This is a genomic window from Vibrio sp. zbq_1 (genome assembly GCF_043102935.1).
GTDB classification, from domain to species: Bacteria; Pseudomonadota; Gammaproteobacteria; order Enterobacterales; family Vibrionaceae; genus Vibrio; species Vibrio parahaemolyticus.
The window spans coordinates 215,723-228,053 of record NZ_JBICJH010000024.1 but is presented as its reverse complement, the minus strand read 5'-3'; the positions used below and the strand labels follow the sequence as shown (position 1 = coordinate 228,053).

Below are 12,331 nucleotides of genomic sequence, written 5' to 3'. Positions count from 1 at the left end.
GACGCACCAGATTTAGGTTCTGGCGCCGCAAGGTGTGAGAGTTCAAGTCTCTCCTTCCGCACCATCATTGAAAACCCAGCATTAATTTGCTGGGTTTTTTCTTTTTTCCGATTCTGGACTCGGTAGATCTTTGATTTACCGAATTAAAAAAGCGAGCTCATGGCTCGCTTTTTTTCTATCTGGTTTGCTACGTAATACTTAGCCTACATACCTAACGCGTACTTCAATACTTGTGCTTTGATCGGCCCTGAATTTTCAGCCAGCTTTAATGCTGCATTGCGTGCAAACTTCAAAGGCCCCAAATCATTGCTAAAGCCTTTGTAGAAAAAATCCATACCGGTCTGCATTAGAAGATTATCCGGGCGACGAGTACGCTCATATTTTGCTAATAGAGCATCCGTTAACTCATCTTGCCCTTGTGTCACTGATAGCAATACATCAACGTCTTTAAAGCCTAAATTCACGCCCTGCCCCGCTAATGGATTGATTGTATGCGCTGAATCACCAACTAGCACACAACCTCTATGCGAATAGGACTGCGCGTGTCGACGCGTCAAAGGAAAAGAACCAAACTGTAGAACTTCGATATCTCCAAGCTCTTTAGGAAAGTGACGCACGATCTCTTCTCTTAATTGAGGTTTGGTCATCGCGCAAAGCTGTTTGATTCGTTTTGGGGAATCATACCAAACTAAAGATCCTTGCCCGACTTCTTGTCCATCTTCTGTCAATGAACTCAAAGGTAGGAAAGAGCGAGGCCCACTAGGGGTGAACTGTTGCCAAGTAATGTCTTGTTGTGGCAACTCAGTCTTAACATTGATGAGCATACAATGTTGACGGTAATCCCAAGCAGTCACGCCAATACCCGCTAGCTGACGTACTTTAGAATTGGCACCATCAGCGCCAATGATCCAGTTCGCATCAAACTGTTCGCCGCTTTCTAGCGTGATACGGTTTCCATCATTGAAGTCGATGTCTTTTAATCGCTCAGGACACTTCACCGTTAAGTTGTCGAATTGCGCGAAAGCTTGCCAAAGGCCAAGTTGGATTAGGCGGTTTTCAACGATGTAGCCAAGTTGATCCAATGAAAGCTCATCAGAATGAAAACGAGTACGACACTCAGGATGCTCCCACGTTTCCAGACGACGATAGGGACAGACGCGCATTGCTTCGATCGCCGACCAAGCATCTAATGATTCAAATAACTTCACCGATTGATGTGAAATAGCAGAAACTCGCACGTCCAGAGCTTGAGCAGCATCAAATGCTTTAGGCTCCGCTCCTTCAACTACCACTACGCTTCTACCTTGCTTGGCAAATCCAACCGCGACAGCTGCCCCGACCATGCCGCCACCGATTACGGCGATGTCATACTTGTTCATTTTTTGCTCTTCATCATGCTGATTATTTGGCGTTTTTCAATTGTACGTTCCGAGGCTATTTTTACAAAATTGTTTAACAAAAAACCTTGCTGTATATAGGGCAAAAAACTAGATTTCATCAGGGTTTGCAGAGAATTCGTCAGATCACTAGTCAGGTGCTTTTTAAAGCAGTACAATACGCCGCTTACCGCCGTGATGGCGGCTATAATTTGAGCAATAGCTCTCCAATTTAAGTACAACTGAACGAGCGAAAGTGAGATGAGTAAGAAACTGCTAATTAAAACCTGGGGCTGCCAGATGAACGAATACGATTCATCAAAAATGGCCGACCTGCTTAATGCTGCAAACGGCTATGAGCTGACGGAAGAGCCAGAGGAAGCAGACGTACTTCTACTTAACACCTGTTCGATCCGTGAAAAAGCGCAAGAGAAAGTTTTCCACCAGCTAGGCCGTTGGAAAACACTAAAAGATAAAAAACCTGGCGTAGTTATCGGTGTAGGTGGTTGTGTAGCAACACAAGAAGGTGACCACATCCGTGAGCGTGCACCATACGTTGACGTGATCTTTGGCCCTCAAACTCTGCACCGCCTACCTGAGATGATCAAACAATCTCAAACTGACGATGCACCGGTAATGGACATTTCGTTCCCAGAGATTGAAAAGTTCGACCGCCTACCTGAGCCACGTGCAGAAGGCGCGACGGCGTTTGTTTCTATCATGGAAGGCTGTTCAAAATACTGCACTTACTGCGTTGTACCATACACTCGTGGTGAAGAAGTTAGTCGTCCAATGGATGACGTGTTATTCGAGATTGCACAGCTAGCGGAACAAGGTGTACGTGAAGTTAACCTACTAGGTCAAAACGTAAACGCATACCGTGGCCCTATGCACGACGGCGAGATCTGCTCTTTTGCTGAACTGCTTCGTCTCGTTGCATCTATCGATGGTATCGACCGTATTCGTTTCACGACTAGCCACCCGCTAGAGTTTACAGACGACATCATCGCGGTTTACGAAGATACCCCGGAGCTTGTGAGTTTCCTACACCTGCCAGTACAAAGTGGTAGTGACCGTATTCTAACGATGATGAAGCGTCCTCACACAGCTATCGAGTACAAGTCGATCATCCGTAAACTACGTAAAGCGCGTCCTGATATCCAAATCAGTTCTGACTTTATTGTTGGTTTCCCTGGTGAAACAGACAAAGACTTCCAAGACACAATGAAGCTAATCAAAGACGTAGACTTTGACATGAGCTTCAGCTTTATCTTCTCACCTCGTCCAGGTACACCTGCGGCAGATTACCCTTGTGATATACCAGAGCAAGTGAAGAAAGAGCGTCTATACGAGCTGCAACAAACCATCAATGCACAAGCAATGCGTTACTCACGCCTAATGCTTGGTACTGAGCAGCGTGTACTGGTTGAAGGCCCTTCTAAGAAAAACCTAATGGAACTGCGCGCTCGTACAGAAAACAACCGTGTAGTAAACTTTGAAGGTAGCGCAGACCTAATTGGTCAGTTCGTTGACGTGAAGATTACGGACGTATTTGCAAACTCGCTACGTGGTGAGCTAGTACGTACAGAAAAAGACATGGACCTTCGTAGTGTGATTTCTCCAACACAAATGATGGCGAAAACACGTCGCGAAGATGAGCTAGGTGTAGCTACTTTTACGCCATAAGCTCGTATAAATCGCCATGGAGAGCCTGGTCGTCATCAGGCTCTCATTGAGTGGCATAAAATGAGAGGCAACATTGAGCAATAAAATCGTAACTCTAGAAATTAACCTAGAACCTTCAGATAACCGCCGACTTGCTAGCCTGTGCGGTCCATTCGACGACAACATCAAGCATTTAGAACGCCGTCTAGGCGTTGAAATCAACCATCGTAGTGACCATTTTACCATTGTTGGTAAGCCTCACACCTCAGCGGCTGCGCTGGACATTCTAAAAACGCTTTATGTAGATACTGCGCCTGTGCGTGGCGAGATCCCAGATATCGAACCAGAACAAATTCATCTGGCGATCAAAGAATCTGGCGTATTAGAACAAAATACCGAATCAAGTATTGCGCACGGTAAAGAAGTGTTCGTAAAAACCAAAAAAGGCGTCATTAAACCGCGCACACCAAACCAAGCTCAATACTTGGTCAATATGGTTACGCACGACATCTCTTTTGGTATTGGTCCTGCAGGTACAGGTAAGACTTACCTTGCCGTTGCAGCAGCAGTTGATGCACTTGAACGCCAAGAAATTCGTCGCATTCTTTTGACTCGTCCAGCGGTAGAAGCGGGTGAAAAACTGGGTTTCCTACCTGGTGATTTGAGCCAAAAGGTTGACCCATACCTTCGTCCACTGTACGACGCGCTGTTCGAAATGCTAGGTTTCGAGCGTGTTGAAAAGCTGATTGAACGTAACGTTATTGAGGTTGCGCCACTGGCGTACATGCGTGGTCGTACTCTGAACGATGCTTTCATTATTCTGGATGAAAGTCAGAACACCACGGTTGAACAGATGAAGATGTTCCTGACTCGTATTGGTTTCAACTCACGTGCAGTTATTACTGGTGACGTGACTCAGATTGACTTACCTCGTGGTGCGAAATCGGGTCTTCGTCATGCGATTGAAGTACTCAGTGAAGTCGACGACATCAGCTTTAACTTCTTCCAAGCTGACGACGTCGTTCGCCACCCGGTGGTTGCACGAATCGTCAACGCCTACGAGAAGTGGGAAGCACAAGATCAAAAAGAACGTAAAGAGTTCGAACAACGTCGCCGTGAAGAGCGTGATGCTAAACTGTTAGAAGCAGCCAAGGCGGAACTTAGTGCTCAAGTCACTGCAACTAAGGAATAAAAATGGCAATTGAACTTGATCTGCAACTGGCAGTCGAAAATGAAGATGGCTTACCTTCTGAGCAAGACTTCCAACTTTGGTTAGACAAGACTATTCCTCTTTTCCAACCTCAAGCAGAAGTGACAATTCGAATTGTCGATGAGAAAGAAAGCCACGCTCTTAACCATGAGTATCGTGGTAAAGATAAGCCGACGAATGTGCTTTCTTTCCCATTTGAAGCGCCTCCTGGCATGGAGATTGACCTTTTGGGCGATCTTATTATTTGCCGCCAAGTTGTTGAAAAAGAGGCAATTGAACAGAATAAGCCTCTGTTAGCACATTGGGCGCATATGGTTGTACATGGCAGCTTGCATCTGCTAGGTTATGATCATATCGAGGATGATGAAGCTGAAGAGATGGAGTCCCTCGAAACAGAAATCATGCAAGGTATGGGTTATGAAGACCCTTATATTGCTGAAAAAGAGTAACCCTTTGGGTTCTCGACAGGGAAAGGCGAACCAATAAATCAGTTCTCGCGTTCGCCTCTCTACGTGAGCTATCACACGTCTGATAGCGTTACTTAATTGAGAAACAATGAACGAAGATAATTCTCCCTCTTCTAACGAAGGTAAGAAAGAAAAGGCAGAAGGTCCGAGTAGAAAGTCCTTCTTTGAACGCCTAGGTCAACTATTTCAAGGTGAACCAAAAGACCGCCAAGAGCTTGTGGATGTAATCCGCGACTCAGAAGTAAATGACCTGATTGACCACGATACCCGCGACATGCTCGAAGGTGTTATGGAAATCTCCGAAATGCGTGTGCGTGACATCATGATCCCGCGTTCGCAAATGGTCACCGTTGAGCGCACTGACGATTTAGATACTCTAATCGCACTTATTACCGATGCTCAGCACTCTCGCTACCCAGTAATCAGCGAAGATAAAGACCATGTGGAAGGTATTCTTCTTGCGAAGGACTTACTTAAATACTTAGGCTCAGGCAGTAACCCATTTGATATTGAAGAAGTAATTCGACCTGCAGTTGTGGTGCCGGAAAGCAAACGTGTTGACCGCCTGCTAAAAGAGTTCCGTGAAGAACGCTATCATATGGCGATTGTTGTCGATGAATTCGGTGGTGTTTCTGGTCTTGTGACCATTGAAGATATCCTGGAAGAAATCGTCGGGGATATCGAAGATGAATTCGATGAAAGCGAAGAAACAGACATTCGTAAGCTAAGCAAGCATACGTTTGCTGTCAGAGCGCTGACAACCATCGAAGAGTTTAATGAGACATTCGGTACCAACTTCAGCGATGAAGAAGTAGATACGGTAGGTGGCATGGTCATGACTGCCTTTGGTCACTTACCTTCTCGCGGCGAATTGGTCGAAATTGAAGGCTACAACTTCAAAGTCACCGCTGCCGATAACCGTCGTGTCATTCAACTCCAAGTGACCATTCCAGACGAAGAAACGCTGGTTGAAGCCACTCAAGAGTAACGCGATACCCTACTACCGGGAATATCAGAAAAAACAATAATGATGAATTTACTCTTTCATCGCCTCAAGCGGCCCTTAGTGGCCGCTGTTGTTGGCGCCTCCACTACCCTAGCATTTGCTCCTTACCAGTTGTGGCCAATTGCCATTCTTAGCCCTGCAATATTGCTAATTCTTCTTGCAAACCAAACGCCTAAGCGCGCGCTTTGGATAGGTTATGCTTGGGGGCTAGGCCAATTTGCAACAGGTGTTAGCTGGGTTTATGTCAGCATTTCTGGCTTCGGCGGGATGCCGCTGATTGCGAACCTCTTCTTGATGGGTATGCTCATTGCCTACCTTGCAGTTTATTCCGGATTGTTCGCTTGGCTAAACAATAAGTTTTTCCCTCAATTTAGCCTCAGTAAAGCGCTTCTTGCTGCTCCGGCATTATGGCTAATTACCGATTGGTTACGCGGTTGGGTGATGACTGGCTTCCCTTGGTTGTGGTTGGGCTATAGTCAAATTGATGCGCCACTAGCAAGCTTTGCACCGATCGGTGGTGTAGAACTGCTCACGCTGTTTGTTCTTATTAGTGCAGGTGCATTAGCATATGCGTGGATTCACAAACAGTGGTTGATGATTATCATCCCTGTTGTTTTGATGAGCGCAGGTTTAGGGATTCACCAATATGATTGGGTGACACCTCGCCCAGAAGACACCACCAAAGTGGCGTTGATTCAAGGTAACGTCGACCAGAACCTCAAATGGCTGCCAAGCCAACGCTGGCCAACCATCATGAAGTACGCCGACCTGACGCGTGAAAACTGGGACGCCGACATCATTGTCTGGCCAGAAGCAGCAATCCCAGCATTTGAAGTTGAAGTACCTTCCTTCTTGAGCAACATCGATAGTGCCGCGAAGATGAACAACAGCGCCATCATCACAGGCATTGTTAATCAATCGGAGGACAAGCAGTTCTATAACAGCATTCTGTCGCTAGGCGTCACACCATACGGTGATTACAGCTTTGATATGAGCGAACGCTACCACAAGCATCACCTATTACCGTTTGGTGAGTTTGTTCCGTTTGAAGATATCTTGCGCCCACTGGCTCCATTCTTCAATTTACCAATGTCGTCGTTTAGCCGTGGGGCGTTCGTGCAACCTAATATCGTTGCGAACGGCATGCACATGGCACCAGCGCTCTGTTACGAGATCATTTTCAATGAACAAGTGCGTCAAAACGTTACTGACGAAACCGACTTCATTCTAACGCTTTCGAACGATGCATGGTTTGGACATTCGATTGGACCACTTCAACATATGGAAATCGCTCGCATGCGTGCTCTGGAACTGGGCAAGCCGCTGATCCGTTCAACAAACAACGGCTTAACAGCAGTAACCGATTATAAAGGCAAGATTGTAGAGCAAGTTCCTCAATTTGAAACAGCTGTACTACGTGCAGAGCTCACCCCAACAGATGGAACAACACCATACCGAATGTTTGGCACTTCGCCATTGTATTTTTGGGTTGCGCTGAGTTTAATGCTGGCTTGGTGGTTACCGAGAAAGAAAGACTAAAAACGTCATTTTTTAACATAAGACGAATAACGAAAAAGAGGCCACACGGCCTCTTTTTTTGCTTATCAAGCAAATACAAAAAGATGGTATAAATGACTATGGTTTCAAGGATTGACGACTAAAGCCTTTGTGGCCACATTTGATACAAGGAATAATGATAGTTGGATGGTTGTAGGTAGTTTTATGTCCGCACTCATCACAGACAAGTGTGCCTAAGCCGATAACCTCGCCAGCTTCATACAAGCCTTGATGCTCCAAGTCATCAAAAAGCTCTACCCACTCCACTTTGGTACGGTCCGTAATCTCTAGTAAGCCCTGCCAAATGGAATCCGCTACCGTTAAGTAAAAAGGACCGCTTTTGCTATCTTCATAGCTCTCAGAAAACTCTTTTAAGTCGGCTTTCACATACGCGGCAATTAAGGCCAACTCATCTTTGGTCAAGTCATTGGCGGCTTCCACCACTTTGCCCGACGTTTCTAAAGCTTTGTTAACTTCTTCCGGACTTTGCTTCAAGGTTTCAATCACATCCTCGAGCATTTCCTCATAACCTGTTTTACGTTTAGGCATAACTGACCTCCATTCTTTCTCCTACCTAGGCGCATTCAGTGCGCATGGGTACAGATTGGCTATTGTTGTGCTCCCTAGCTTTAGGTATTCTATGACGATCTATTTAAGTCTGTTCTAACCGAACTCACAAATTCCAAGATAACCGGATATCATCGATGCAAGAACAATACAATCCACAAGACATTGAACAGAAAGTTCAAAAGCACTGGGATGACAACAAGACCTTTGTTGTAAGTGAAGACCCAAATAAAGAAAAATTCTACTGTCTATCTATGTTCCCATACCCAAGTGGTCGACTGCACATGGGTCACGTGCGCAACTACACCATCGGTGACGTAGTATCTCGCTTCCAACGCCTACAAGGCAAAAATGTAATGCAACCAATTGGTTGGGATGCGTTCGGTCTACCAGCAGAAAACGCAGCGGTGAAAAACAACACAGCTCCTGCGCCATGGACTTACGAAAACATCGAATACATGAAAAACCAGCTTAAATTGCTAGGTTTTGGCTACGACTGGAATCGTGAATTCGCAACTTGTACGCCTGAGTACTACCGTTGGGAACAAGAGTTCTTCACTAAGCTTTACGAAAAAGGCCTAGTTTACAAGAAAACGTCTTCTGTTAACTGGTGTCCAAATGACCAAACCGTTCTTGCAAACGAACAGGTTGAAGACGGCTGCTGCTGGCGTTGTGATACTCCAGTAGAGCAAAAAGAGATCCCTCAGTGGTTCATCAAGATCACAGAATACGCTCAAGAGCTACTTGACGATCTAGACAAACTTGAAGGTTGGCCAGAAATGGTTAAGACCATGCAACGCAACTGGATTGGTCGCTCTGAAGGTGTGGAACTGAAGTTTGAAGTGAAAGGTCAACAAGACCTAGAAGTTTACACAACGCGTCCAGACACACTGATGGGTGTGACTTACGTAGGTATCGCAGCGGGTCACCCTCTAGCAACGCTAGCTGCAGAGAACAACCCAGAGCTTGCTGCATTCATCGAAGAATGTAAGAACACCAAAGTTGCTGAAGCTGAACTGGCGACAATGGAGAAGAAAGGTATGGCAACTGGCCTTACTGCTATTCATCCATTGAACGGTCGTGAAGTACCAGTTTACGTCGCAAACTTCGTATTGATGGACTACGGTACAGGTGCTGTAATGGCAGTACCTGCACACGACCAACGCGACTTCGAATTCGCAACTAAGTACGGTCTAGACATCATCCCAGTGATCAAACCAGCAGATGGTAGCGAGCTAGACATCTCTGAAGCGGCGTACACAGAAAAAGGTGTATTGTTCGATTCAGGTGAGTTCGACGGCCTAGAATTTCAAGCGGCATTCGATGCAATTGCAGCGAAGCTAGAAGCGGAAGGTAAAGGCACTAAGACCGTTAACTTCCGTCTACGTGACTGGGGTGTATCTCGTCAACGTTACTGGGGCGCACCAATCCCAATGGTAACCACTGAAGACGGTGAAGTTCACCCAGTACCTGCTGACCAACTACCAGTGATTCTTCCAGAAGACGTGGTAATGGACGGCGTAACCAGCCCAATCAAAGCAGACAAAGAATGGGCGAAGACCACATTCAACGGCGAACCGGCTCTACGTGAGACAGATACGTTCGATACGTTCATGGAATCTTCTTGGTACTACGCACGTTACTGTTCACCACAAGCTGACGATATCCTAGATCCAGAAAAAGCAAACTACTGGCTACCAGTAGACCAGTACATCGGCGGTATCGAGCACGCTTGTATGCACCTATTGTACTCACGCTTCTTCCACAAATTGCTACGTGATGCAGGCTACGTAACGTCTGACGAGCCGTTCAAACAACTACTATGTCAAGGCATGGTACTGGCTGACGCGTTCTACTTCGAGAACGAGAAAGGCGGTAAAGAGTGGGTTGCACCAACAGATGTTGCTGTAGAGCGTGACGGTAAAGGCCGCATCATTTCTGCTAAAGACAACGAAGGCCGTGATGTAACACACTCAGGCATGATCAAAATGTCTAAGTCTAAAAACAACGGTATCGACCCTCAAGAGATGGTAGACAAGTACGGTGCTGATACAGTGCGTCTATTCATGATGTTCGCATCTCCAGCAGACATGACGCTTGAGTGGCAAGAGTCTGGCGTAGAAGGTGCAAACCGCTTCCTAAAACGTGTTTGGAAACTAGTGAAAGAACACGCAGAGAAAGGCGCAGCAGAAGCAGTGGATACAGCAGCACTTTCTGGTGAGCAAAAAGCACTTCGTCGTGACGTTCACAAAACTATCGCGAAAGTGACTGACGATATCGCTCGTCGTCAAACGTTCAACACAGCAATCGCAGCAATCATGGAACTGATGAACAAGCTAGCGAAAGCACCTCAAGAATCTGCGCAAGATCGTGCAATTCTTGATGAAGCGCTAAAAGCGGTTGTAACGATGCTTTACCCAATCACTCCGCACATTTCATACGAGTTATGGACTGCGCTTGGTGAGTCAAACATCGACAACGCAGCATGGCCAACGTTTGATGAGAAAGCGCTAGTTGAAGACGAAAAGACTGTCGTTGTTCAAGTTAACGGTAAGCTACGAGCGAAGTTAACAGTAGCGGCAGACGCAACGAAAGAACAAGTTGAAGAGCTTGGTCTAAACGACGAAAACGTTACTAAGTTCACAGATGGCCTAACAATCCGTAAAGTAATTTACGTACCAGGTAAACTGCTGAACATCGTTGCAAACTAAGCGGTCACTGTAAGCAAATTACAGCTTGCAATAACGCAGAGCGAACTAATTCGCGCGCTAAGAGCCTTTAAACAGGGTAGTTCACTACCCTGTTTATTTACCTCAAACCATTCACAGCGAGTGGTTTAAGGTAAATAACCCCTTCAATTTAGGATGAATACAATCAATGCGCTTTTTCTCTTTGATTAAACTACCAGTGGTATTGGTACTAGCGGGGCTTCTTTCTGCCTGTGGTTTTCACCTTCGTGGCGAGTATTCCGTTCCGGAAGAACTGCACACCATGTCATTCTCTAGCTACGATGAATACAGCAAGCTCACACGCTATGTACGCTCTCAGCTGCAACTCAACAAAGTTGACCTAGTTCAGCCGTCATCTTCAGTACCAAATCTGCATTTAATCAAAGCAACCATGGATGAGCGAACGCTCTCGCTTTACCAAAACAGTCGTGCGGCAGAAAAAGAATTGACTTACGTGGTGCAATATCGCGTCACAATTCCAGGGTTTGGCTCAAAAAATTTCACCACAACCGTGAACCGCAACTACCTAGACAACCCGTTAACGGCATTGGCAAAATCGGTTGAACGTGACGTAATCGAAGACGAGATGCGTCAACAAGCAGCGAAACAGATGATGCGTCAACTTGGCCGAATCCGTGCTGAGTACGAAGCGGGGCAAATTGCAGCGCCAACTGAGAAAACAAACTCTTAATCAACATGCGAATTTATGCTGACAAGCTAGCTGACCATCTAGCCAAACACTTAAAGCAGGTTTATCTGATCTTCGGAAACGAACCGCTACTGATCCAAGAAAGCCGCCAAGCGATTCAAAAAACCGCTCTACAACATGGTTTTGAAGAAAGACACCGTTTTGCTGTCGATGCAAGTTTAGATTGGAACCAAGTGTATGACTGCTTTCAAGCTCTGAGCTTATTTTCTAGTCGACAACTCATTGAGCTTGAGATCCCAGAAAGCGGTGTCACCACAGCCATCAGCAAAGAGCTACAGACTCTGTGTGACATGTTGCATGATGACATCATGCTAGTGATCATCGGAACGAAGCTGACTAAAGCGCAAGAAAATGCCAAATGGTTTAAAGCACTGAATGCCAAAGGCGACTGGGTCAGCTGCTTAACGCCGGATCTTCAGCGTTTGCCTATGTTTGTGCAAACGCGCTGCCGCGCATTGGGTTTAAAGCCCGATCAGCAATCCTTACAGATGTTGGCACAGTGGCATGAAGGCAACTTATTTGCACTTTCTCAGAGTCTAGAGAAACTGGCTTTGCTCTATCCTGATGGCGAACTGACAGTTGTACGCTTAGAGGAAGCCTTAAGTCGACACAACCACTTTACGACGTTTAACTGGATTGATGCGTTACTTGCAGGTAAAGCTAATCGTGCTCAACGCATCCTGCGTCAATTAGAAGCCGAAGGCATTGAAACGGTCATTCTCATCCGAAGTGTGCAGAAAGAGTTCAATCAACTATTAAGCATGCATCAAGATCTGACTCAAATGTCGATTAGCCAAGTCTTTGAGAAGTATCGCGTTTGGCAAAATAAACGTCCGCTTTATAACGCCGCGTTAATGCGCTTATCAGCAAGCCGTATTTGCGCCCTAATCTCCTTGCTTGCGCAAGCTGAGATTAAAGCCAAAACCCAGTATGACGAGTCCGTCTGGCCAACTATTCATCAATTGAGCTTAGAAACCTGCTCTCCTGATATTAAGCTGGCAATTTAAAAATCAAAGCGTGCTATAGTGCGCGACCTATTTTGCCC

Annotated in this window: 10 protein-coding genes; 8 read left to right on the top strand and 2 right to left on the bottom strand. The window is 46.0% G+C overall.

The features are described 5' to 3' along the window. Window positions 1–203: 203 nt before the first annotated feature. Window positions 204–1,379: a 2-octaprenyl-3-methyl-6-methoxy-1,4-benzoquinol hydroxylase gene (locus ACF8CV_RS12610; RefSeq protein ID WP_138938462.1), complete on the bottom strand. Its 1,176-nt coding sequence runs from the start codon at window positions 1,377–1,379 to the stop codon at window positions 204–206. 258 nt (window positions 1,380–1,637) lie between these two features. On the opposite strand from ACF8CV_RS12610, the gene miaB reads away from it, so the two are divergent. From miaB to lnt, 5 genes are all read left to right on the top strand, one after another. After that, the gene (miaB, locus tag ACF8CV_RS12605; protein WP_005496209.1) at window positions 1,638–3,062 is read left to right on the top strand and encodes a tRNA (N6-isopentenyl adenosine(37)-C2)-methylthiotransferase MiaB; all 1,425 of its coding nucleotides are present in this window, start codon (window positions 1,638–1,640) and stop codon (window positions 3,060–3,062) included. Window positions 3,063–3,135: 73 nt separating this feature from the next. After that, window positions 3,136–4,233 (top strand): PhoH family protein, encoded by a 1,098-nt coding sequence (locus ACF8CV_RS12600; RefSeq protein WP_138938463.1) that lies wholly within the window; start codon window positions 3,136–3,138, stop codon window positions 4,231–4,233. Between the two features lie 2 nt (window positions 4,234–4,235). Next, window positions 4,236–4,700, top strand: coding sequence for an rRNA maturation RNase YbeY (gene ybeY / locus ACF8CV_RS12595; protein WP_138938464.1), 465 nt, complete (start codon window positions 4,236–4,238; stop codon window positions 4,698–4,700). 106 nt (window positions 4,701–4,806) lie between these two features. Next, on the top strand, window positions 4,807–5,706 hold the full coding sequence (gene corC / locus ACF8CV_RS12590) for a CNNM family magnesium/cobalt transport protein CorC (RefSeq protein WP_005483493.1): 900 nt from the start codon (window positions 4,807–4,809) through the stop codon (window positions 5,704–5,706). 39 nt (window positions 5,707–5,745) lie between these two features. Further along, window positions 5,746–7,263, top strand: a complete 1,518-nt coding sequence (gene lnt / locus ACF8CV_RS12585) for an apolipoprotein N-acyltransferase (protein WP_138938465.1) — start codon at window positions 5,746–5,748, stop codon at window positions 7,261–7,263. 96 nt (window positions 7,264–7,359) lie between these two features. Here lnt and ACF8CV_RS12580 read toward each other — a convergent pair whose 3' ends face one another. Next, window positions 7,360–7,830 carry a zinc ribbon-containing protein gene (locus tag ACF8CV_RS12580; protein WP_005454505.1) on the bottom strand — a complete coding sequence of 157 codons (471 nt, stop codon included), beginning with the start codon at window positions 7,828–7,830 and terminating at the stop codon, window positions 7,360–7,362. Between the two features lie 155 nt (window positions 7,831–7,985). On the opposite strand from ACF8CV_RS12580, the gene leuS reads away from it, so the two are divergent. The 3 genes from leuS (at window position 7,986) to holA (ending at window position 12,293) form a co-directional block, all read left to right on the top strand. After that, window positions 7,986–10,559, top strand: a complete 2,574-nt coding sequence (gene leuS / locus ACF8CV_RS12575) for a leucine--tRNA ligase (RefSeq protein ID WP_069486078.1) — start codon at window positions 7,986–7,988, stop codon at window positions 10,557–10,559. A gap of 166 nt (window positions 10,560–10,725) precedes the next feature. After that, complete coding sequence (gene lptE / locus ACF8CV_RS12570) at window positions 10,726–11,268, top strand: LPS assembly lipoprotein LptE (RefSeq protein WP_005454508.1); 543 nt, start codon at window positions 10,726–10,728, stop codon at window positions 11,266–11,268. A gap of 5 nt (window positions 11,269–11,273) precedes the next feature. Continuing rightward, window positions 11,274–12,293 carry a DNA polymerase III subunit delta gene (gene holA / locus ACF8CV_RS12565; protein ID WP_015296350.1) on the top strand — a complete coding sequence of 340 codons (1,020 nt, stop codon included), beginning with the start codon at window positions 11,274–11,276 and terminating at the stop codon, window positions 12,291–12,293. Window positions 12,294–12,331 lie beyond the last annotated feature (38 nt).